Consider the following 23,341-nt stretch of genomic DNA (forward strand, 5'->3'; position numbering starts at 1 on the left):
TGGAACATCATCGGCCTTGCGGGCCAGCCAGAGGCGTCGATCTACATCTTCGACCGCTACGGCAAGCTCGTGAAGCAGATCAGCCCTGCGGGCTCTGGATGGGACGGCACGATGAACGGCCGCCCTCTTCCTTCGACCGACTACTGGTTCAAGGTCCTGTACCAGGAGAACGGGACGGGCAAGGAGTTCAGGGCGCACTTCTCACTCAAGAGATAAAAGATAATTTTTGTTTAGGTTTATTTTGATTGATAAAAGGAGCTTCTGTAATAACGGAAGCTCCTTTTTGATTTTGATGAAGAATGGATGAGCAGATTAAGAATCAACCCTTATAAATTCTCCTTGGGCGTTAAATACCAAATCTAGGCCACTGGAAAGCTCGATGTCGTAGCCGGTTGTTTCAATTTCGATAGTGTTTATGGTCTGCCCTGCATAATTTGCAGTAACATACGAAGTGATAGATGCTGGAATAATGGCGACAGGAACAGCTTGAGTATTTCCGTCAACATCTGTCCAATTTCCATTTGTGTCGAAGTCAATTTCGAAACCATTGGAAAGATAAACGTCATAGATGGAGCCGTCATCATCGGCAACAGAATTTTGTTTTACCAAAGTATACGTTGCTTCAGGAAAATGCGTCGTTATAAAGTTTCGAGCATTTTCAGGAAGGGCACTAGATTCAATAACATTCGAGTTGTTATTTTCATTATCATCGCTGGAACAAGAAGCCAGTATCAGCATGAATGATGCAAAAAATCCGGCTAGCAATACATTTTTAATAGTTTTCATATCTTTAATAATTTAAATGAATTAATTGTCTATTCTTAAGAATTTACCATTGGAGTCAAATTCTAATTCTATTCCGTTACTAAGATCAACTTCATAGCCCCAATGACCTTTGTCAATTTTAGTGATTGAAACCTCCTTATAATTTGACTTTACATAAGAAGCTATTTTTGCTGGAATAGTAGTGGTTGGAATTGGAGTATGGTTTCCGTCAATTTCTTCCCAGTTGCCTTTACTGTCAAATTCAACCTCGGTATTATTCGAAAATCGAACCTTATAGTCTGTTGAAAATGTCTCTTTGTCTTTTACGATAGAGACAGGATTTTCATTTGCGAAATGTTCCTTTAGAAAGGCTTGTGCTTTTGCAGGAAGCTCTGCTGTTGTGATTGTAGTTTTTTGTGCATGAGCCGAAAAACTGAATAGTAGACCTGCAATTAGGCTTAAACTCATTTGTGTTTTCATAACTAGTTGTTTTAAATTCTATACAAGATTACATGCAGAATTTGGAAACAATTAGGAATAAATGCCCAATAGCTTATTTTTTTGGAAAAATTATTTTAAACTGGTGGTTTCCATTAAAAGTATACGCAATGGAAATAGAGCAAGTATTGGTAATCGATTTTACGATTGCCAAGCCCAAACCAGTAGATTCATTGGTATTTGTAAGCCTGTAAAATCGGTTGAAAATGATTTCAGGATTTAAGGACGAAGCCGTGCCAGAGTTCGAGATTATGAAATCATGTTCATTTATTATAAATTCGACTGAACCGCCTTGATAGTTATGGATTAAAGCATTTTTAAGGAGATTGCTTACCAATGCCGTAGCCAGTCCTTTGTTCATGTTGAATTGAAGCGAGGCGGTTTCTTCGATAGTAATAGTAACTTTTTTGAAATCGGCTAAATCTGAAAAATCATCTGCTAATTGACGAATGAGTTCATTAAAATTGATAGGTTCTTCTTCTGAAAATTGTTGGTTTTCAATCTTAGACAGCATTAATAGCGATTTGTTCAAACGTACCAATCGATTTAGCGTATCTGTAATTTTTCCTATTTCGATCATCTGTTCGTCAGGAAGCGTATTGTTTTCTGCGAACAGCTCTAATTTGTTGATGCTGATAGCCAATGGCGTCTGCAATTCGTGCGAGGCATTTTCGATAAATTGTTTTTGGCTGGAATAGATCATTTCGTTGCGTTGCAGCATTTCTTCTACTTCTTTCGCCAAAGTCTTAAACTCGTCAATTGGAGAACTTACTGATTTTATACGAGCGCCCGTTCCTAATTTAAAGTTTTTCAGATTGGCCAGAATAGCGTGAAACGATTTCCAGATTCGCTTCAAGAGAAAATGATTTACGACCAAAATACTTATGACCAACATGACGTATAGGCCCAAAAGTGCTAAAAGCAAGTCTTCTAAAAGTTCGTCTTCTTCAACGATAGAAGCTTTGATGATGAGCTCGTGCGGCTTTCCATTTTTGTCGTTGAATACAGTTTTCAGGGTTCGGATGGGCTCGTCGTCATCGTCATATTCCATAAATTCTGCCGCTGTAAAGAATTCGTCTTTATAGGAGTAATTTCCTTTTGGAAGCGGCTTTATCGTGAATTTATTAATTCCAAATTCAGGGGTATTGAGCAATTTTTCATCAGCAAAAGCCTGTCTGATGATGATGATTTTTGAGTTTTTAAGATCGTCGTCGATATTGTCATAGACTTCATCCAAAATCAGTACATAAAACAAGCCCGCCCAGATTGGGATTACGGCAAGAAGCGTAATGGCCAGATAGCGTAGCGTGTAATTTTGTAGTTTCATCAGCTCATTTTATAACCAATGCCGTAAACTGCTTGAATGTCGATTTCGGCATCAGCATCTTTCAGTTTTTTGCGAAGGTTTTTTATTTGCGAATATACGAAATCTAGATTGTCGGCTTGGTCAGTATGGTCGCCCCAAACGTATTCAGCCAAGGCCGTTTTGTTAATCAGCCGATTCGGATTGATGACAAAATAATACAGCAAGTCAAACTCTTTTCGGTTCAAGACCAGATTTTCATTGTTGACGGAAACGCTTCGTTGTTCTGGAGATAGGGTCAGGTTTTTCCAAGTAATAAGATTGTCGCCATTGTGGCTTTTTCTGCGGATAGCGGATTTAATTCGGGCATGCAATTCTGCAAGATGAAATGGTTTGCTCAAATAATCGTCGGCACCCAAATCCAAACCTTTTACTTTGTCATCTACGGCATCTTTTGCAGAAATGATAATCACGGCTTCTTGTTTCCGCTGTTTTTTTATTTCGGCAAGCAAATCCAGACCGCTACCGTTGGGAAGCATGATATCGATCAAGACACAATCATAATCATAAGAACCGAGCTTGTCCAAACTGGAAATAAAATCGTGTGCTGTTTCAACGATGTATTTTTCCTTTTCGAGCGATTGTTGGATCACTTCCCTAAGTCCGGCTTCGTCTTCAATGATTAAGATTTTCATGCTTTTGAAATTTTTGGATTTGCAGCCAAAATAAAATCAGATTTTGGAAACAATTGGGAATACTAGTGAATAGCTTGGTTTTTTGAATTATACTTTGCTCTTTTTTACGCGTCGCAAATCCAGCATATTTAGCGGATTTATTCCCAACCCAGAAACATTTTTTCTAGTAAAACGAGCGACTTTGTCATAGAATAACAGAATTACAGGTGCCTCTTTCATGATCAAGGCATCCATTTTTTGATAAGTAGTAAAGCGCTTTGCATTGTCCGTTTCTAAAAAAGCCTGCTCGTATAATCGGTCAAATTCATCATTTTTGAAATGAGTATAATTAGGGCCGTTTGGAGCGAAATTTTTACTATAGAATAAGGAAAGATAATTTTCGGCATCAGGATAATCGGCAATCCAGCTGGCTCTGAAAAAAGAAACTTTCCCTGTGGAAATAGCTTGTCTCAATGTGGCAGGCGGGTTCACATCTATAGCAACATCCAGCCCGATTTTTTTCCATTCGCGCTGTAAATATTCTGAAATGTCCAGATAAGTAGCATTCGTACTCAATGCAATTTTTGGATTGAGATCTCCAGTTGTTTTTTTATAATCAGCTACCAAAGCTTTTGCTTTTTGGATGTCATAATCATATCCGATTTTTGTAGTATCAAAACTTGGCAATCCGGCCGGAATCATTCCATTGATGGCGGGAGTTCCCATACCATTTCTTAAATAAGTGACCAATTTCTGCCTGTCAAAACCATAATTCATGGCTTGTCGAATTCTTTTGTCAAGTACGGCCTTTTCTTTTGAATCCATGCGAAAGCCTAAATATTCGGTATTCAGATAAGGCCCGGTAATCATGTTCACGTCTTTCTTGTATTTTTCCTGAAGCTGTCCGCTTTGCGTCAGGATTTCATCTTTATAAGAAGGATGAAGGCCTGAAACAAAATCAATCTTTCCTTGTGCAAATTGAAGGAAACCGCTTTGTTTGTCTGGTAAAAAGGTAACAGCTACGGCTTCTAAATAAGGCAACTGATTTCCCTTTTCATCTTTTTCAAAATACAAAGGATTTTTTCTCAGAACTAACTTTACGTTTTCTTCCCAAAGCTTGAATTGAAAAGGACCAGTTCCTATCGGGTTTGTCCTAAAATCATAACCAGACATGGCAAAGGCTTCTTTCGGAACCACAGAAGCATATTTCATAGAAAGCAATCCTAAAAAGGCAGGAAATGGTTTCTTTAAATTGATTTCAAAAACAGAATCATTTTTCGCTTTAAAATTTTCAACATTCTGCATGATCCATCCGCCAGGAGAAGCTACTTTTTCATCTAAAAGACGATGGAAACTGTATTCAAAATCATTTGCATTTATAGTTCGAGTGGAATCTTTTCTGTTGACAAATACTTTGTTTTTGTGAAAAAAGACATCCTTTCTCAGCGTAAACGTATAGGTTTTTCCGTCTTCAGAAATTGCCCAAGATTTGGCTAGGTCTGGTTTTATGTTCAAGCTATCATCCAATTGAACAAGCCCGTTATAGAGCTGATTGCACATCCAGATATTCTCTTGTGATTTTGCAAAAGCCGGATCAAGGGAACTTACATTGGCATCTTGATTGAATCGAAAAACTTCATGGTCGCGATTTTCTTTCGCATCTTTTCCACAGGAAAATAAAGTTAACGATATCCAAAATATTGATATATAGTAAATTATTGATTTCATTTTGAAAAATATTGTATGTAAATTTGCAGGCTATTTGCAAAATGTAAATATAGCTAAAGATACCAATTTCCCAATTTCTCGGAGGATTTATAATGATAGAGAACAGAAAAAAAGTTGCCTTTTATACCTTGGGATGTAAGCTGAATTTTTCAGAAACATCTACAATTGCCCGTAATTTTCAAGACGAAGGTTTTGACCGTGTCGAATTTGAAGAAGTGGCTGATATTTACGTTATCAATACGTGTTCCGTAACTGAAAACGCAGACAAGCAGTTCAAGCAAGTCGTAAAAAAGGCAATGAAACTAAATGATAAGGCGTTCGTAGCGGCCGTTGGTTGTTATGCACAATTGAAGCCAGAAGAACTCGCGGCGGTTGACGGTGTGGATTTGGTTTTAGGAGCAACAGAGAAATTTAAGATTACCGATTATATAAACGATCTGTCGAAAAATGATTTCGGCGAAGTGCATTCTTGCGAGATTTCAGAAGCCGATTTTTATGTAGGCAGCTATTCTATCGGCGATAGGACGAGGGCCTTTTTGAAAGTACAAGACGGATGTGATTATAAATGTACGTATTGTACGATTCCTTTGGCTAGAGGAATTTCAAGAAGCGATACTTTGGAAAACGTATTGAAAAATGCCAAAGAAATTTCACAGCAAAATATCAAAGAAATTGTCCTGACAGGAGTGAATATTGGCGATTACGGAAAAGGAGAATTTGGCAATAAAAGACACGAACATACTTTTTACGAATTGGTTCAGGAGTTAGACAAAGTTGAAGGTATTGAACGCTTAAGGATTTCTTCAATCGAGCCGAATCTGCTTCGCAATGAAACGATAGAATTTGTTTCAAAATCAAGAACTTTTGTGCCACATTTCCATATTCCGTTGCAATCAGGAAGCAACGATATCTTGAAAAAAATGAAACGCCGTTACTTAAGAGAAGTGTATATGGAGCGTGTGAATAAAATCCGCGAAGTCATGCCGCATGCATGTATCGGTGTTGACGTGATTGTGGGATTTCCAGGTGAAACGGATGAGCATTTCTTAGAAACGTACCACTTCTTAAACAATTTGGATATTTCCTACTTGCATGTTTTTACGTATTCTGAAAGAGATAATACTGAAGCGGCTCAAATGCCAAATCCTGTTCCGGCTAATGTTCGTGCGAAAAGAAGCAAGATGTTGCGCGGACTTTCTGTCAAGAAAAGGAGAGCTTTTTATGAAAGCCAGTTAGGAACCAACAGAACTGTTTTGTTTGAAGGAGAAAACAAAGAAGGCTACATTCACGGTTTTACGGAGAATTACGTAAAAGTAAAAACACCTTGGAATCCAGAATTGGTCAATACATTGCACGAAATCAATCTGACAAAAATTGACGAAGATGGTTCAGTGCGTATGGAATTCTTGAATGTCGAAGCTTAATTAAGCGCTAATATTTATAGTGAAACTTAATTTTGGTCACCCTAAAAACAGACTGTCCGTATTTTTCAATAAATTCAAAAGAATTCCTGCCTGTCTGCTCAAAGCTTACGATGAGGGCGGCAGAGATTTCAAAATACATCTTTTCGCCTTCCATCATCATTCTGTCGCCAGTTTTTCTATAGCCAGAACGAATGAGCGTGAATTCCGATAAATTCCATGTTGTAGAATGGTTGTCAAAACTTTCCGTAAGGCTATAAAGTCCTTCCGTAATTTCAGTCTTGCAGCCGTAATATTTTTCGATGTTTTCGAAGAAGCTGAGGATTTTGAGATTATTTTCTTCCGTCATTGGATAAAAATAATAAAAAATAATATTTCAAAACATTAGAAAAAAAAATAACTTTCTGACTTTCGACTTTAAGACTTTCGACTTAAATTCGGATTCCAGGTGGAAGCAATTCCCTGTAAATAGGATTCTTTTTGAAAAATGCCGCAATTTTTGGGTGAATAGGAACTACTTTTAGCTTTCGCTCCTCTGCAATGGCCATAATGTCCTTTAAAAAGTCATTTATGAATTCGTCATTTTCAAAATGGTCGGGCAGGTTGATTTTGGTGAGGAAAATTTTTTTCTCCTGAAAGGAGTATTCAACCGCAACTAATTTTCCTTCAAACTGTGTTTCAAATTGTCTTGAAAAAGTATTGTCTTTAATTTCCATAACTTAAATAATGTTTCAACGATGTAGCAATCGATAGTTGTAAAAGGCGCGATTTCTCTTTGATTTCGAAAACATTCCTATCCTTAATTTATCGATTATTTAAAATAATGAGAAGAGCGGTTTAGAATAAAAACCATAATTTTATACAAATTTCGTAATAAAAACCTTTTGTTGCTGTTATGATAGCGTTAAAACAATTATGATGGAAAAAATTCCAGTGTATTTTATGCCAGGAATGGCGGCAAGCTCAACAATCTTTGAAAGAATTCATCTTCCCGAAGACCAGTTTGAAATCTTCCTTTTAGAATGGGTACTTCCTTTAGATGGCGAAAGCCTGACGCAATATGCTGAGCGTATTTCAAAAGAAATAAAACATGAAAATCCTGTGCTGGTCGGAGTTTCATTTGGAGGTGTCTTGGTGCAAGAGATGGCCAAATTTGTAAATCCCAGAAAGATTATCATTATTTCAAGCGTCAAAAGCAATGCTGAGTTTCCAAGAAGAATGAAGATGGCAAAGTCTATCAAAGCCTATAAGCTGTTTCCGACCGGACTAATGCAAAATGTAGAGACGTTTGCCAAGTTTTCATTCGGAAATGACAAGATGAACAAAAGGCTGAAGCTTTATGAAAAATTTCTGTCGATGCGAGACAAAAAATATCTAGATTGGGCTTTAGAGCAAATTATTCTGTGGGATAGGACAGAGCCGGATAGTAAAGTGGTTCATATCCATGGAGATGCAGACGAAGTTTTTCCTCCAAAATACATCAAGAATTTTATTCCCGTGAAAGACGGAACGCACATCATGATTATTAATAAATTCAGATGGCTGAATGAACACCTGCCAAAAATTATTCTAGATAATTAAAAATTGGTAAAATGTTTGTAGGTTTACAAAATACACTCAAAGAAAAAAGAACATGAACTTGATGAAAAAGACAGGCTTGATAGCCTCAGTTGTTTTGGTAAGCGGAATTTTAATTCATGCTGTTTCCAATGAAAAAATAGGAGAGAAGGCTCCTGTAGCGAAAGGATATTTTTTTCCAACAGAAATTGATTTTGCTGGCGAAAAAACACCTTTGCATATTGCCGACGTGAAAGAGCGTTTGGACAGAGAATTGCTAGTCAATGCGAATCTGGATGCTTCTACTTTGCTGATCATAAAAAGAGCCAATCGCTCTTTTCCGATAATTGAGCCGATTTTAAAGAAAAATGGCGTTCCAGATGATTTTAAATATTTGGCTGTTGCCGAAAGTGCCTTGATGAATGCGACTTCTTCTGCCGGTGCAAAAGGGTTTTGGCAATTTATGCCCGATACGGCAAAAGAAAGAGGCATGGAGGTAAATGATGGTGTCGATGAAAGATACCACTTAGAAAAATCAACGGAGGCGGCCTGCAAATACTTGCTAGATGCGTATAGAAAATTCGGAAGCTGGACACTAGCCGCTGCTTCGTATAATGGTGGTTTCGGCGGCGTAAACAAACAGATTACAATTCAAGGAGTCACAAATTATTACGATTTGTTGCTAACGGATGAAACGGCGCGTTATGTCTTTAGAATTTTAGCCTTGAAACAGATCATGAAAAATCCAGTTGAATATGGATTTAATGTAGCGCCAGCCGAATTGTATCCAAACATTCCAACTAGAAAGCTAGAAATCGATAGTTCCATAACAGATTTGGCTGCTTTTGCAAAAGCACAAGGCATTAATTACAAGATTTTGAAAATCCACAATCCATGGCTCCGCGATAGAAAATTAACGAATCCGGCCAAGAAGAAATACATAATAGAAATTCCGACTGAAGGATATTAATCAAAAAGCGTTGCACCTGCAGCGCTTTTTTTTAGTTTGTAGCAAGTCGTTCTTTTGATATGTTCTTATTGATTAAGATGGTGCTAAGTCCATCTCGAAACGCATTATAATTTTGGGTATACGCCTTCATGTAGGCAACACTTGGACTTGAATTTCCTCCGCCTCTCTTGATATCTACGATTTTTAAATGCTCATCTAGATAAAAACAAGTAGGAAATCCCAACGTATGCTTGATCGAAGAAATGGCAGGCGCATCGTTTTTATAAGTCTCATGTGCAAAACACACGGTAATATGGCTGTTGAATTTTTTAGCCACTTTTTTGACATTGTGTTTTTTGTCCCAGAACAAAACAACAAACTTTACGTCGTTGCTATATTTTTGTGCCAACTTGTTCAATGCAGGAATTTCTCCTTTGCTGGGAACACACCACGAAGCATACGTAAGAAGGAAGATAGGTTTTTTGGACGATTCTAGATTTAGCTTGCCGCCTTGTATTTTTTTAAAAGAATAATTGTCAAATTTTGTTCCGACAAGCTGTCCTTTTACTAAGGAATCGAATAAGAACTTTCCTCTTTTGAAATCTTTGTTTTTATAGGCCAGATTGCTTTCTGAGCTGTATTTCTTGAAGTTTATTTTGATTGCATCAGAAAAAAACATGTCATGCTCTTGGCTGAAAAGGAAGAGGGGGAATAGTAAAAGTGCTATTTTAACTAATAAATCTTTCATGTATTAGTTAATTTGTTAAGTAAATTTACTGTAATTTATTAAAATAATACGATAAACTTATGTTTTAATCTAAAAATTGCCGAATTCACCGATAAACGAATAAAAAAGCCGTCTTAGAAACTTCCAAGACGGCTTTAAATCTTTTGTATGCAGAAAGCTTATATTTTTTTCATCTGCTCTTTCATCATTTTTATCTGATCTTTTAGCATATTCTGTTTGTCAAGTCTTTTGGCTTCGTTTAATAAATTCGTAGCTTCAATTTTTCGTCTTCTCGACATCGCAACTCCCGCAAGATTTAATTTGGCAACAGCCAAATCCATATCCATAGACAATCCTAATTCGATCGCTTTTTTGAAATACTTCTCAGCTTGCATCAAATTAGTTTGAGAAAGCATCAGTCCGTGAAGGTAGTTGTAGTAACCCTGCTGTTTTCTGACCAAAGCGGTTTCTGGGTTCTTGATATAAGCCAGCCATTTTTGTGCTCCAGCAAAATCTTGCTTCCTTAATTTTAAGAATGCCAAAAGGATGAATTCGTTTTTGAAATAAAGCAGAATGAAGACTAGCGATAAAAGGATAAGAAAAATTCCATTTCCTATATTATTTTCTGTAAATTGCCAAATGCCAGTAGCAATTATTAATCCGGCTAAGATGAGTTTGATATTTCTGTGAAACATAATTTTTACATATTTGAGTCGCAAAGGTAATAAAATCAATTAAAAATATTTTTATAAAACCACTTGCCAGAAAAAAAAGTCTTCGTATATTTGCACTCGGTTTTGGAACAGCATTGATTTCGAACCTATAAAAAGATATTTAATTAAGATTTTTAAAGATACAAAGCAATGAGCAAAAGAACGTTTCAACCATCGAAGAGAAAAAGAAGAAATAAGCACGGTTTTATGGACAGAATGGCTTCTGCCAATGGAAGAAAAGTGCTTGCTCGTAGAAGAGCTAAAGGAAGACATAAACTTACTGTTTCTTCTGAACCAAGACACAAAAAATAATGTTTTAGATAAACATCAATAAAGGCGTTACTTAATGTTAGTATCGCCTTTTTTTATACCTTGTCGCTAAATTAAATAGGCTCAGGGTCATAGATACGAGGTTTGAGGTTGCCTTTTATCTTGAATTCAAAACCCTGCATCCAGAATTAACTACAACAACACACAACAAAATGCCGAAAGACAATTCAATTAAATCAGTTTTAATCATCGGTTCAGGTCCAATTGTTATCGGACAAGCCTGCGAATTTGATTATGCTGGCTCGCAATCTGCACGATCTATCAGAGAAGAAGGAATTGAAGTTATCCTGATCAATTCCAATCCAGCCACAATCATGACCGACCCGTCAATGGCCGACCACATCTATTTAAAGCCACTGACGACAAAGTCGATTATCGAAATCCTTAAAGAACATCCTCAGATTGATGCCGTCTTGCCAACAATGGGCGGACAGACAGCTTTAAACTTATGTCTTGAAGCGGATGAAAAAGGAATCTGGGCTGATTTTGGCGTACGATTGATCGGAGTAGATATCAACGCCATTAATATTACCGAAGACAGAGAGCAGTTCAAACAGCTTTTAGAAAGAATCGAAATACCGACAGCGCCTGCAAAAACAGCTACATCTTTCTTGCAAGGAAAAGAAATCGCGCAAGAATTTGGGTTTCCATTGGTAATTCGTCCGTCGTTTACATTGGGCGGAACTGGAGCAGCTTTTGTTCATACGAAGGAAGAATTCGATGAAAAACTGACTTACGGATTAGAAATGTCCCCAATTCATGAAGTTTTGATTGATAAAGCTTTGTTGGGTTGGAAAGAATACGAATTAGAATTGTTGAGAGATAAAAACGATAATGTCGTGATTATCTGCTCTATTGAAAATATGGATCCAATGGGAATCCACACAGGAGATTCTATTACGGTAGCTCCAGCGATGACTTTATCTGACGCGACTTTCCAAAAAATGCGCGATATGGCCATCAAAATGATGCGAAGCATCGGAAACTTTGCTGGCGGCTGTAACGTACAGTTTGCAGTTTCTCCAGATGAAAAAGAAGATATCGTAGCGATTGAGATCAATCCACGTGTATCTCGTTCTTCAGCTTTGGCTTCAAAAGCAACAGGCTATCCGATTGCGAAAATCGCTTCGAAATTAGCTTTAGGTTATAACTTGGATGAATTGCAGAACCAGATTACAAAATCAACTTCAGCATTATTCGAGCCGACTTTAGACTACGTTATCGTAAAAATTCCACGTTGGAACTTCGATAAATTTGAAGGCGCAGACAGAACTTTAGGACTTCAGATGAAATCTGTTGGAGAAGTGATGGGAATCGGACGTTCGTTCCAAGAAGCGCTTCACAAAGCGACACAATCTCTCGAGATTAAAAGAAACGGTCTTGGTGCTGACGGAAAAGGTTATACCAATTACGAGCAAATCATCGAGAAATTGACGTATGCAAGTTGGGACCGAGTTTTCGTGATTTATGATGCTATCCAGATGGGAATTCCATTGAGCAGGATTCACGAAATCACTAAGATTGACATGTGGTTCCTGAAACAATATGAAGAATTGTATACGTTGGAAAAAGAAATCTCCAACTTCAAGATAGACACGCTTCCAAAAGAATTATTGCTGGAAGCAAAACAGAAAGGTTTTGCAGACAGGCAGATTGCTCACATGATGGGATGTTTGGAAAGCCAGGTGCATAAATTGCGCGAAGACATGAATATTAATCGCGTTTATAAATTGGTAGATACTTGTGCAGCAGAATTTACGGCTAAAACACCGTATTACTATTCTACTTTCGAGGCAGAAATTGAAACTGCCGACGGTAAAAAATACGTTCATAACGAAAGTATTGTAACCGATAAAAAGAAAATCGTTGTCCTAGGTTCGGGCCCAAACAGAATCGGACAAGGAATCGAATTCGATTATTCTTGTGTGCACGGCGTATTGGCTGCGAAAGAATGCGGTTATGAAACCATTATGATCAACTGTAATCCGGAAACGGTTTCTACAGATTTTGATACGGCTGATAAATTATACTTCGAACCAGTATTTTGGGAGCATATTTACGACATCATCCAACATGAAAAACCAGAAGGAGTAATTGTACAATTAGGAGGACAGACGGCTTTAAAATTAGCTGAAAAACTTTCTAAATACGGAATCAAGATTATCGGAACCAGCTTCGATGCTTTGGATTTGGCGGAAGACAGAGGGCGTTTTTCTGAACTTCTGACAGAACTAAAAATTCCTTTCCCACAGTTCGGTATTGCAGAAACAGCTGACGAAGCTGCGGCTTTAGCAGACAAATTAGATTTTCCTTTGCTGGTTCGTCCATCGTATGTTCTTGGCGGACAAGGTATGAAAATCGTAATCAATAAAAAAGAACTAGAAGAGCACGTAATTGATTTATTGCGAAGCATTCCAGGAAACAAATTGCTGCTGGATCATTATTTAGATGGCGCAATCGAAGCGGAAGCCGATGCTATCTGCGATGGCGAAAATGTGTACATCATCGGAATCATGGAACATATCGAGCCATGTGGCGTGCACTCTGGAGATTCTAATGCGACATTGCCTCCTTTTAATCTTGGTGAATTTGTAATGCAGCAGATTAAAGATCATACTAAGAAAATCGCTTTGGCTTTAAGAACTGTTGGACTAATCAACATACAGTTTGCGATCAAAGACGATATGGTGTATATCATTGAGGCCAATCCTAGAGCTTCGAGAACTGTTCCGTTTATCGCGAAAGCGTATGGCGAGCCGTATGTGAATTATGCAACCAAAGTAATGCTCGGACATAACAAAGTGACTGACTTTAATTTTAATCCGCAGCTAAAAGGGTTTGCCATCAAGCAGCCGGTATTCTCTTTCAGCAAATTCGCAGGCGTAAACAAAGCTTTAGGTCCGGAAATGAAATCTACAGGAGAAAGCATTTTGTTTATTGATGATTTGAAAGACGATCAATTCTACGAATTGTACTCCAGAAGAAAAATGTACTTAAGTAAATAATAAAAAATCCCGATTGTAAAATCGGGATTTTTTTTGCTATTCTGGCAAACGATCTCTATCGCTCTTTTTTCGATTCAGTCGATACGTAAATGTGGCATATACTCTAGGACCAACGCTTCTAAAATTATAATCCAAAGTATAGTCATTCCCTCTTACAAGCCCTTTTGAAATTCGGGAGTCAAAAATATTATCCGCCTTTAATGTGATTGTTGCTCTTTCGTTCCAAATGTCTTTCCCCATTCCCAAATCAAACCAGTATTGCGATTTGGAATTGTATTGGCCGCTGCTGGTAGCTCCTAAATAATTCAAATTAGTTTGAAAATTCCATGTTGAAAATTTTATCCGCGTACTTTGTTTTGAGGTAAAATTTTTGTCAGAAACATTAAATATTCCCTTTTGCTCAAAGGTATAGTAGTTCATCTCGCCATTAAGAGTTAGCCATTTTAGTGGAGAATATGAAATACTAATTTCTGCACCAATTCGACTTTCTGTTCCAGAATTTATCGCTTGTTCTACTAAAAAGCCATCAGGGTTTGTGATGCGAATGTCTTCAAAAATGTTTCTTGAAAATTGATGGTACAAACTCGGATTGATAATGAATTTTCTCCATTTTATTAAAGTCCCGAGTTCATAAGAATTGGTATATACCGGATCTAAATCAGGATTTCCGATTCGGATATTTCTTCTGTCTGCAATACCTCCAAACGGATTGAGCTGCCAAAAAGCGGGACGGCTGATACGTCGGCTATAACTTAATTGAAGATTGAAAACATCATTGATTTCATAAGTAAAATGGGCTGTTGGGAAGAAATCAGTATACTTTTTGTCAATATTAAACTGATTGATTTTGTCATTGCTTCCTGTATTTGAATCTTCAATTCGGAGGCCTAACAAATAGTTGAGCTTTTTTATGCTACTTCCGTATTGAACATAAGCACCGATGATTCTTTCATCATAATGCAATAAGTTGTTCAGGCTGTCAATGGCCACGTTATTATCGTAAGCTTGATAATCGCTGTTAATTCTTCGAATTTCGCCTTTTATTCCGAATTCAATTTTAGATTTTTCATTAAACGGCAGACTGTAATCTGATTGAAACAAAAAATCTTTACTGCTTTCAATATTTCTACTTTTTAAGGCTCTGAAGGGTAATGAAACTGGAAAGATTTCTTGCTCAACGATGGATTCGTTTTCATCATCATTCCAAAAGTCATATTGCAGGTTAATTGTGAATTTTTGACCTTCTTTAGCAAATGTTTTGATGTAATTCAATTCAATCTGATTGGCAGTTTGAGGTTCCTTATAAGCTTCCTTGGCATTGGCAATGCGTTCAGGATTGCGGTTTTCATCTAAATAGTTGAAAGCATAATCAACCTTGCTTCTGCTGGTATTGTTTCTGTAAAAATAACTCAACGTAATCATGTTTTTGTCATTAAAATAATAATCACCGCCAAAATACGTGGTAAATGTTCTATTTGTTCTGTCCCTATCAACGGTTCCATTTAAATACGAATCGATAGTATTATCATCGTAAATAGCCCTTGAGCTAGATTCCTTACCGAGGAAATTGATATATCGGTACCTTAAATCAGAAAAAATATTGATTTTTTTATTTTTATAATTCACGTTATAGCCCAATGCATAGTTGTCTGGAATTCCGGCGGTAACTTGAACGGAGCTGCCAAATCCTTTGCTTTTATTTTTCTTTAAAATGATATTAATAATGCCAGCAGTTCCTTCTGAATCGTATTTAGAAGATGGATTGGTAATCACTTCCACCTTTTCTATATTCTCTGCCGGAATTTGCTCGAGACCATTATTGGCAGTTAAAACAGAAGGTTTTCCGTTTATCAGGATTCGAACGCCTGTGTTGCCTCGCAAGCTAACCGCACCATTGTAATTGACGCTTACTGACGGTACATTGTTTAAAATATCGATTGCATTTCCACCTTTTGAAACTAGGTCGCTGCCTACATTAAAGACCTTTTTGTCTAATTTATGCTCTATTGTTGTCTTTTCTGTTTGGATCTCAATAGTTTCGAGTTGGGTTGGCATCTCTTCTAGCAAAAACGGTGGTAAAACCTGATTGTTTTGCAAGTCGAAATTTTCAAGGGTACTGCTTTCTAAACCAATAAACTCCGCTTTGATGTTGTATTTCCCAGGAGTTATTTTTAAGCTATAAGTTCCTTTGCCATCAGTTATCGTTTCTACAATTACTTTGCCGTCCGAACTATTTATTAAAGTGATGGTTGCAAATTCTATTGCAGTAGCCGTCTTTTTTTCGATTACTTTTCCGCTGACAGTTATTGACTTCTGAATTTCCTGTGAATAAATGGTCGTAAAGGAGAGGAAAATTGCTATAAATACTATTTTTTTCATCATGCTTTTGTTTAAGATTACAAGGCAAAGATTGGATGTTTTGTAATGCAGAATAAAGGCATAAGATAGAAACAGGTTTTTTATAGGCAAACAGCCTATTTTAGGTCCTAAAATGGTCTTTAGTTTCAAAAAAAGAGTGTTCAGGAGTTAAAATTGCGTTTTTGTCGACTGTGATTGAATTTAAAAAGTTCTTGATTATCTTTAATTTTTTTTAGCTATGGATTATCTTAAGAAAATATCAGAATATGTCCGGAATAATAGGTTAGCACAGCATCTAGTATTCTGGATGGTTATAGTAGTAACCTACATTCCTGCGGGTTTGCTGGATGAGAATAATGATCCGCTATGGGTAATTTTGTTATTCAATTTTTGCGTCCATATTCCGCAAATGCTGGCGTCTTATTTTCTTGCCTATTACCTGCTTCCTAAGTTTATATTGAAAAAGAGGTATTTTTTGTCACTAATTTTATTTTTCCTGACCTGTTATATCTTTTCTGCCCTTGCCAGGATTTTGACGATTCATGTAGGTGAAGAATTGGTTAGGACGCCGCCTTTTGAACAAGAGTCGGTGTATGAAATTTTGACGGATCTCCATTCGCTGGTAGTTAAATATTTCCCTTCGGTGTATACGGTTTCCTTTCAGTTTTTATTTGTAAAATATTTTTTCAATAACGAACAGAAGAAAAGCGAAGCAACACAATTAGAACAAAAAAAAGTAGAATCTGAGCTAAAGATGCTGAAAGCACAATTAAATCCGCATTTTCTGTTCAATACCTTAAACAATATTTATTCGCTCTCATTGGATAATTCGCCTAAGACAGCCAGCGCTATCGGGAAACTGTCTGATATTCTGGACCACGTCTTGTATAAATGCAATAACCAATTCGTTTCCTTGTCAAGCGAAATAGAACTGATGAAGAATTATATCGAATTGGAAAAATTGAGATACGACAATCGATTAGAAATTACCTTTGATACCGATCTTGAAAACGACATGCAAATTCCGCCATTATTACTTTTGTCATTAGTAGAAAATGCCTTCAAGCACGGTGCAGGAGAAGATAGCGGTTCTCCAAAAATCTGGATTTCCATCATTCAGACAAAAGAAGCTTTTACCTTTAAAATTTCAAATACAGTTTCAAGCGATTATGTAAGCAAGGATGAGGATAGGATAGGGTTGACTAACATAAAGAAACAGTTGGATCTGATATATTCGCATAATTATTCATTGGATATAAAACAAGCTGTAAATTCGTTTTCAGTAGTTTTACAAATCAATCAAAACAACAGCTTATGAAAATTAAATGCCTGGTAGTTGATGATGAACCGCTAGCGATTCGATTAATAGAAAAGCATATTGCCAAAATAGACAACTTAGAAGTTGTGGCAACTTGCAATACAGCATTAAAAGCATTTGAGATATTGAATTTGCAAAAAATCGATTTGATGTTTATTGATATAAAAATGCCAAATATTACGGGTATAGAATTTTTAAAAAATCTAAAAAACCCGCCCAAAACAATACTGACTACTGCTTACCGAGATTATGCAATTGAAGGCTATGATTTGGGTGTTGTCGATTACCTCCTAAAGCCGATTACTTTTGAACGTTTCTTAAAAGCTGTTGACAAATTTTTAAGTGAAACTGCCAAAAGCGAAGTAAAAAGTAAAGAATCTGTTTCGGATGATTTTATTTTGGTTAAATCAGGAATCAAAAATTATAAAATCAATATGAACGATATCGTCTATATCGAAAGCCTTAAAGATTATATAAAAATCAATATGATAGGCGATAAAAATATCACTTCAAAATATAAAATAGGAGATATCCAACAAGAATTAAATGAGGATAATTTTTTGCGAATTCACCGATCCTTTATTATAAATACTTCCAAAATTACAGCTTTTACAATGAACGAAATCGAAGTTAGCAATATTGAAATTCCAATTGGAGCTAGTTATAAAGAAGATGTTTTATTGTATTTAAAGACATTGAAGAATTCAAAATAAATATATAGTTTGCTAAAATTAAAAAGCCCCAAGTTGGGACTTTTTAATTTGTTGTGTTTTTTAGTTCTGTCTGCTTGCAGCTTGATTGTCACGCGTATTTTTCTGAACAGCAATACCTCCAAACAAGGCCAATAAATAGCCAAAGGCATAAAAGCCTTTTTCGCTTGGCAAAATAGTAGCATTCCACAATCCTACGACTAGCAAGACGATTGATAATATTGTGGCAAACCAGCAGATTCCATAATAAATATCAGTTACGGGAAGGCCTTCCATTCTATCTCTAACACTTTTCTGTAATGATACTACTGCAAATATTCCGAACATCAGCACTGTGAAATAGTAGCCTTTTTCATTAAGTTCCATCTCGGCTCTCCATAATCCTATAAAATAACCGATCATTCCCGCAGCAAGCGCAATCCAAGATGCTGCAACAAAGGCAGGTGAAGTTTTTTGACTCATAGTTTTCAGTTTAAGTTTGTTTTCAGAATTTGCTTATTCCAAATATAACAAAGTTTTTTATTTTGGGCATTTTCTTACGACAGAATCATTTTTAGAAAACTAGATAAAAGAGAAATACAAAAGATGGCTTGCTGTATAAATTTAAATAATTAACTTAATATCATTAGATTATAAAAATAAATAGATAAATTTGTGATGATATATCGGTTAATTTACGAATTGAAGTTTTTTATTTTTATGGATAGAAACATACGATTATAGAGTGGACTATCGTGATTTATGGTTCAAAATTGCTGAAACTTTGCCTATGAAAAAAACTACTCTTTTTATCTTTCTGCTCTTCCTTTCTCTAAATGCTTTTTCGCAAAAAGATATTTTTAATGTCGCTAGAACAGGTACGGTAGATGAAGTAAAAGCATTAATGAAAGCTAATCCTGGGTGTATTAATGAACTTTCTTCAGAAGGCTATTCTCCGCTAATATTAGCCTGCTATAGAGGAAATACGGAAGTTGCCCAATTTTTAATGCAGCAGGTAAAAGACATAAACACGGCGAGCGGCATGGGAACGGCACTGATGGCCGCCACCGTAAAAGGCAATGTTGAAATAGTAAAAAAACTATTGGAAAATAAAGCCGATCCTAATATTCCCGATTCTAATGGCACTACGGCCTTGATCTATGCCACAATATTTAAAAAGTATGAAATTGCGGATTTTCTTATAAAAGCTAAGGCTGATCCTGCGGTCAAAGACAACAGAGGTAATTCGGCGATTGATTATGCCGTACTTGCAAATGACGATAAATTAATACAAATCTTAAAAACCAATTGATATGAAAAAAAATACGCTTACTTTTTTTGCTATAGTCCTGATGAGCTTCGGTTTGTCTGCACAGACGTATAGTACGGGAACTGTAACCTTTATGGCTGGATTTACTGCAAAGATAGATGTTACCAGCACTCTGGTTACTTTGAATCTTGTTGGACCATCTACAGACTGGCTTAGTGTGTCTTTTAATGCTACATCTATGGATGATAATGGTAGCGATGTCGTAATTTTTGACGGGACAAACATGACTGACAGGACCTTTAACGGAACGGGAGTAACTCCTCCTCTAGATTCTAATCAAAATTGGACAGTAACTTCTAATACAATTAACGCAGGTGTAAGGACAGTGGTTGCGACACGAGCTCGTGATACAGGTGATTCAAACGATCATACTTTTACCGCCGCCGCCCAACCTCTTAATTTAGTTTGGGCGCATAGGCCGGGAAGCTTGGCTATCGGTTATCATGGATCGGGTAATTGCGGTGCTACTGTGGCTGCTTTTTCACTTGGGACAGAGGATTTTGCAGTTGAATCGTTTAAGATTTATCCAAATCCTGCAAAAAGCTTTGCAACACTAGAGCTACCTCAATCTATTGCTGTAGGAGAAGTTAAGATTTATGACAATTTGGGCAGGGTCGTGAAAACGATGTCGATTTCTGATTCCCATACAGAAATCAATACTTCTGATTGGACTACAGGCGCCTATATGGTGGTTTTAAGAACTGAATATGGAAATGCCACAAAAACATTAGTGGTTGAATAACTTCGAAAGAGCAATTCTCTAAATAAAAAAATCCCGAATAACTTTCGGGATTTTTTGTAGTATAAAACAAGCTTTATTTTTTGACAAACTTCTGAGAGAACTTTTCGCCATTGCTGTTTTGCAATACCATCATGTAGTTTCCTGCAGACAGTGATTGAATGTCAATCTGGTTTTCTTGTATTTTTACATCTGAAACCATTCTGCCTTGATAATCATAGATTTTTACGCTGGCAATTTCAGACTGCATGTCAGTAAGCTGGATTCGAATGTAATCGGAAGCTGGGTTAGGATAAAGTATAAACTGATTGCTATTTGTTTCAGAGATTCCTAAAGTCGAGCCTTCTACAACAAGCAGTTTTGAATTTATAGCTGGATTTAGGATTTCTTCGACCAAGCCAGAAGGCCATTTTATTACGAGTCTCGTAATTTCTGTTGCAGTTCCGATTCCGAAATGTGTATTTAATGAGTTTGCAAATTCAAAGCCTTCGCCGCTTCTCACGTCTCTGATCTGTCTGCCCCAAGCTCCATATATCTCTACTCTTGCCCCAATACCATTTCTGGTGCTTTGGATACCTTGAAGGTTCAGTATAATCCAATTGTTGTCGTTTCCGTTATTGTAATAGACCGTGTTTTCGACCTGAACATCTAAGAAGCCGTCATTGTTCAAATCTCCGATAGGTCCGTTTTGAGGTGCTCCGCCTGATTTTGTAAAAGTCCAATCTCCATTATTGATCATGATAATACCGCCTGGTCCAAAGACATCAATGAATCCATCATTGTTAAAATCACGAGCAATATATTCTCTTCCAGTATTAGTATAGGATTCAAATCCTGAACCTGCACTTACATTCGTAAAGGTGCCATCACCATTATTACGCATCAATTTTTGAGTCGTTCCTCCGGCGTTTGAACCGATTAAAGCGTCCATGTCGCCATCATTGTCAAAATCACCAAAAGCACTTGACCAAGATTGATCAGGGTCAGCCATTCCTGCTGCTACAGATACATTGGTAAAAGTGCCGTTTCCGTTATTTCTGTGTAATTCGTCAATATTGGCACCTGTATTACCACCACGGCATTTTGCGATAAAAAGATCTTGGTCGCCATCATTATCATAATCGACAAAAATAGAACCGTAATTTCCGCCACTTGGGAAATCGCCCATACCCCCTTGATGGAAGACAAGGTTTCCGTTTCCGTCATTAAGGTAATATACATTAGGATTTACGTCATGGCATACAAAAGCATCAAGATGCCCATCGTTATTGAGGTCTACAAAGTTGGAACGCTGGCTGAAAATAGATTGGGGTCCCGAGATAGGAGTATAACCCGTGCCTGTGCTGTTGGCTTTCATAAAAGTCACGCCGCTGCCAGATCCAAACAATAGATCGGTATAGCCGTTTTTGTCATAGTCGGCCGCAGTGACGCTCCATGACGGCATATAAGTGGCTTGCGGTGTAGTTATCGTAGCTGGAGTAAATCCGCCACCGCTAGCATTTTGATATAAAATGTTGAGGCTAGTATTGCTTATGCCTACAATGTCATCCAAATAATCACCGTTCATGTCTACCACGCAATTTTTATAGGAACCGCCCAGCGCTATAGTCTGCGGCGTAAATCCGACAATTTGCCCAGGTACTTCAGGCTGTTCTGGAGTATATGGTCCTTCGGCAAGAACAAAATTGAAGCCTGTGCTTCGCCATTTGTTGTCGAAAACTATAAAATAGGTAGTACCAGCAACAGCGTTGAAAGTAAATGCTGATAAAAATCCGTTTCCTAAGTTTCCGCTGTCATCATCACCGCCTGCGCAAGTTAATGCACCGCAAGCACCTCTATAGATATGGAAACGGGTGTCTCCTCCAATGTTGGCTATAAGGTCAGTTGTTACGGTCACCGAAGTGTTTATTGAAGGTGAGTATTTATACCATTCGCTGTTTGCTGCCGTACCGCTTCCGGCACAAATGCCATACGTATTAGCATTTCCGTTAATTGCATCAATGGTATGCGTGCCTGCTGTAATTTCCAAGGCAGTTTGGCAATTGTCTTGTGCCTTGGCCAAAAAAGCCGTCAGGCATAGCATAATTAGGGGTAGTCTTTTTTTCATATTGTTGTTTGTTTATTAGTTACATCTCATATCTAAGGTAGTTATCCATTCGTCTATCATTTCGACAGCTTCTTCATGAACGATCGATCTTCCCAGCAGCGGCATTCTTGTAGATTCATTTACAGACGTGATTCTAAAATGCATCACGGATCTTTCAGGACTGCCTGGTGCTACAATGTGGGAGAGTCCGCTTCCTACAATGTCAACCGGTGTCATGCACACGCCTAGATTTGTAAGATCGGTTGTCTCGCTGAAAGCAAAACGCATCGGCCTGTAAGAACAATGGCTGTCCTGTTGATGACAGTGGGCGCAGTTTATATCGATATAAGACCGCACTCTTTTTTCCAAGGGTTGTGACTCGTCGTTCCATCGTACTGTCGATACTATATTTCTTGGGAAGTTATTGTCTAAGTAGCCAACTTCTGCCCATTTTTCTAATTGATTTTTGCTTCCAGAAGCGTAGTTTATAGCAAAATTTAAGTTTTGAGGTTTTAAGCCAATCGGGATAGGCTTGTCGTTTGATTTGTGGCAGGTCAAGCATTCGCCTCCTGAAGAAGATGGAATACGGTAGTTCGTGTTTTTAAGTGTTCCTTCCTCCAGCCATGTAATGTCTGTGAAACTACCATTAGGATCAAGGGTAGCTTCGGTTTGATCTGCATTCCATACATAATTGGCAAAAATCCATCCTTCTTCTTTGCGTATCATGACTCGAGTTTCTATAATCCGTGTTGTATTGCCAGGCTGGATATTGTCGTAATAAAATGTTTTTATAAGCGCAGTGCCTACAGGAAAAATTAAGGTTTTTCCATCGCCGTCATATACCGCTTTTTTATTTTTTGGCATCCAAACAAATCTTTTTTTATGGGCATAATCTGTGAAAAGCTGACTTGCAGGTTCGTAAGGAAGTACGTCAAGAGACGGAACTTGATTTTTCATTGTGCCATCGAAAAATTTATAATCGGATAGCTTGGCGTACGGAACGGATGCCAAATCAACCACGACTGGCGAAGTAGGTTCTACTGGGATATAATCATTATCGGATCCACATGAAAAAATGATAAAGAAAAGAATAAATAACAGTGATTTCTTTAAAAAATAGTTTTGTTTCATAGATGTGTTTCAAAAAATTA

23 protein-coding genes are annotated in these 23,341 nt (G+C 37.3%); 10 read left to right on the forward strand and 13 right to left on the reverse strand.

Features of this window, described 5'->3' with window-relative positions:
* A partial coding sequence (locus tag GGR22_RS16305) for a T9SS type B sorting domain-containing protein (protein WP_182494521.1) occupies positions 1-216 on the forward strand: 216 nt, incomplete at its 5' end.
* A 96-nt stretch (positions 217-312) separates the two neighbouring features.
* Here GGR22_RS16305 and GGR22_RS16310 read toward each other — a convergent pair.
* The 5 genes from GGR22_RS16310 to GGR22_RS16330 form a co-directional block, all read right to left on the reverse strand.
* On the reverse strand, positions 313-786 hold the full coding sequence (locus tag GGR22_RS16310) for a PepSY-like domain-containing protein (RefSeq protein ID WP_182494522.1): 474 nt from the start codon (positions 784-786) through the stop codon (positions 313-315).
* A 21-nt stretch (positions 787-807) separates the two neighbouring features.
* Positions 808-1,245, reverse strand: coding sequence for a PepSY-like domain-containing protein (locus tag GGR22_RS16315; protein ID WP_182494523.1), 438 nt, complete (start codon positions 1,243-1,245; stop codon positions 808-810).
* Between the two features lie 73 nt (positions 1,246-1,318).
* Positions 1,319-2,590, reverse strand: coding sequence for a sensor histidine kinase (locus GGR22_RS16320; protein ID WP_182494524.1), 1,272 nt, complete (start codon positions 2,588-2,590; stop codon positions 1,319-1,321).
* Positions 2,590-3,261, reverse strand: coding sequence for a response regulator transcription factor (locus tag GGR22_RS16325; RefSeq protein WP_182494525.1), 672 nt, complete (start codon positions 3,259-3,261; stop codon positions 2,590-2,592). The genes GGR22_RS16320 and GGR22_RS16325 overlap by 1 nt, the downstream gene beginning before the upstream one ends.
* Before the next feature lie 87 nt (positions 3,262-3,348).
* Positions 3,349-4,968: an ABC transporter substrate-binding protein gene (locus tag GGR22_RS16330; RefSeq protein ID WP_182494526.1), complete on the reverse strand. Its 1,620-nt coding sequence runs from the start codon at positions 4,966-4,968 to the stop codon at positions 3,349-3,351.
* Between the two features lie 95 nt (positions 4,969-5,063).
* On the opposite strand from GGR22_RS16330, the gene mtaB reads away from it, so the two are divergent.
* Positions 5,064-6,392: a tRNA (N(6)-L-threonylcarbamoyladenosine(37)-C(2))-methylthiotransferase MtaB gene (gene mtaB, locus GGR22_RS16335; protein WP_121377573.1), complete on the forward strand. Its 1,329-nt coding sequence runs from the start codon at positions 5,064-5,066 to the stop codon at positions 6,390-6,392.
* A gap of 7 nt (positions 6,393-6,399) precedes the next feature.
* Here mtaB and GGR22_RS16340 read toward each other — a convergent pair whose 3' ends face one another.
* Together GGR22_RS16340 and GGR22_RS16345 are read right to left on the reverse strand one after the other, a co-directional pair.
* Entirely contained in the window at positions 6,400-6,738 is a 339-nt protein-coding gene (locus GGR22_RS16340) for a hypothetical protein (RefSeq protein WP_121377561.1), read from the reverse strand.
* An 82-nt stretch (positions 6,739-6,820) separates the two neighbouring features.
* Positions 6,821-7,105: a GNAT family N-acetyltransferase gene (locus tag GGR22_RS16345; protein ID WP_121377560.1), complete on the reverse strand. Its 285-nt coding sequence runs from the start codon at positions 7,103-7,105 to the stop codon at positions 6,821-6,823.
* 202 nt (positions 7,106-7,307) lie between these two features.
* On the opposite strand from GGR22_RS16345, the gene GGR22_RS16350 reads away from it, so the two are divergent.
* Positions 7,308-7,970, forward strand: coding sequence for an alpha/beta hydrolase family protein (locus GGR22_RS16350; protein WP_182494527.1), 663 nt, complete (start codon positions 7,308-7,310; stop codon positions 7,968-7,970).
* Positions 7,971-8,022: 52 nt separating this feature from the next.
* Positions 8,023-8,916, forward strand: coding sequence for a lytic transglycosylase domain-containing protein (locus GGR22_RS16355; protein ID WP_121377558.1), 894 nt, complete (start codon positions 8,023-8,025; stop codon positions 8,914-8,916).
* A 31-nt stretch (positions 8,917-8,947) separates the two neighbouring features.
* Here the strand turns inward: GGR22_RS16355 and GGR22_RS16360 are convergent, their stop codons facing one another.
* Together GGR22_RS16360 and GGR22_RS16365 are read right to left on the reverse strand one after the other, a co-directional pair.
* Positions 8,948-9,643: a TlpA family protein disulfide reductase gene (locus tag GGR22_RS16360; protein ID WP_182494528.1), complete on the reverse strand. Its 696-nt coding sequence runs from the start codon at positions 9,641-9,643 to the stop codon at positions 8,948-8,950.
* A 158-nt stretch (positions 9,644-9,801) separates the two neighbouring features.
* Positions 9,802-10,317: a DUF2892 domain-containing protein gene (locus tag GGR22_RS16365; RefSeq protein WP_121377556.1), complete on the reverse strand. Its 516-nt coding sequence runs from the start codon at positions 10,315-10,317 to the stop codon at positions 9,802-9,804.
* A gap of 168 nt (positions 10,318-10,485) precedes the next feature.
* Between GGR22_RS16365 and rpmH the strand changes: the two genes are divergently transcribed.
* Together rpmH and carB are read left to right on the forward strand one after the other, a co-directional pair.
* Positions 10,486-10,647 carry a 50S ribosomal protein L34 gene (rpmH, locus tag GGR22_RS16370; protein ID WP_008464848.1) on the forward strand — a complete coding sequence of 54 codons (162 nt, stop codon included), beginning with the start codon at positions 10,486-10,488 and terminating at the stop codon, positions 10,645-10,647.
* Between the two features lie 170 nt (positions 10,648-10,817).
* Positions 10,818-13,670, forward strand: a complete 2,853-nt coding sequence (carB, locus tag GGR22_RS16375) for a carbamoyl-phosphate synthase large subunit (protein WP_121377555.1) — start codon at positions 10,818-10,820, stop codon at positions 13,668-13,670.
* Positions 13,671-13,706: 36 nt separating this feature from the next.
* Here the strand turns inward: carB and GGR22_RS16380 are convergent, their stop codons facing one another.
* Positions 13,707-16,049 carry a TonB-dependent receptor domain-containing protein gene (locus tag GGR22_RS16380; RefSeq protein WP_182494529.1) on the reverse strand — a complete coding sequence of 781 codons (2,343 nt, stop codon included), beginning with the start codon at positions 16,047-16,049 and terminating at the stop codon, positions 13,707-13,709.
* A 217-nt stretch (positions 16,050-16,266) separates the two neighbouring features.
* Here GGR22_RS16380 and GGR22_RS16385 point away from each other — a divergent pair, with 217 nt between their 5' ends.
* Both GGR22_RS16385 and GGR22_RS16390 read left to right on the forward strand, forming a co-directional pair.
* Positions 16,267-17,346, forward strand: coding sequence for a sensor histidine kinase (locus GGR22_RS16385; RefSeq protein ID WP_246336977.1), 1,080 nt, complete (start codon positions 16,267-16,269; stop codon positions 17,344-17,346).
* Complete coding sequence (locus GGR22_RS16390) at positions 17,343-18,059, forward strand: LytR/AlgR family response regulator transcription factor (RefSeq protein WP_182494530.1); 717 nt, start codon at positions 17,343-17,345, stop codon at positions 18,057-18,059. Before GGR22_RS16385 ends, GGR22_RS16390 begins: the two co-directional genes overlap by 4 nt.
* Before the next feature lie 60 nt (positions 18,060-18,119).
* Here the strand turns inward: GGR22_RS16390 and yiaA are convergent, their stop codons facing one another.
* Positions 18,120-18,518: an inner membrane protein YiaA gene (yiaA, locus tag GGR22_RS16395; RefSeq protein ID WP_121377553.1), complete on the reverse strand. Its 399-nt coding sequence runs from the start codon at positions 18,516-18,518 to the stop codon at positions 18,120-18,122.
* Positions 18,519-18,825: 307 nt separating this feature from the next.
* Between yiaA and GGR22_RS16400 the strand changes: the two genes are divergently transcribed.
* A complete protein-coding gene (locus GGR22_RS16400; protein WP_182494531.1) occupies positions 18,826-19,347 on the forward strand; it encodes an ankyrin repeat domain-containing protein in 522 nt (173 codons plus the stop codon).
* A gap of 1 nt (position 19,348) precedes the next feature.
* The gene (locus GGR22_RS16405; RefSeq protein WP_182494532.1) at positions 19,349-20,107 is read left to right on the forward strand and encodes a T9SS type A sorting domain-containing protein; all 759 of its coding nucleotides are present in this window, start codon (positions 19,349-19,351) and stop codon (positions 20,105-20,107) included.
* A 73-nt stretch (positions 20,108-20,180) separates the two neighbouring features.
* Here the strand turns inward: GGR22_RS16405 and GGR22_RS16410 are convergent, their stop codons facing one another.
* Together GGR22_RS16410 and GGR22_RS16415 are read right to left on the reverse strand one after the other, a co-directional pair.
* On the reverse strand, positions 20,181-22,211 hold the full coding sequence (locus GGR22_RS16410) for an FG-GAP-like repeat-containing protein (protein ID WP_182494533.1): 2,031 nt from the start codon (positions 22,209-22,211) through the stop codon (positions 20,181-20,183).
* A gap of 15 nt (positions 22,212-22,226) precedes the next feature.
* Positions 22,227-23,321, reverse strand: a complete 1,095-nt coding sequence (locus GGR22_RS16415; RefSeq protein ID WP_182494534.1) for a hypothetical protein — start codon at positions 23,319-23,321, stop codon at positions 22,227-22,229.
* Between the last annotated feature and the right edge of the window lie 20 nt (positions 23,322-23,341).

This window comes from Flavobacterium gossypii (assembly GCF_014138495.1).
Taxonomy (GTDB): domain Bacteria; phylum Bacteroidota; class Bacteroidia; order Flavobacteriales; family Flavobacteriaceae; genus Flavobacterium; species Flavobacterium endophyticum.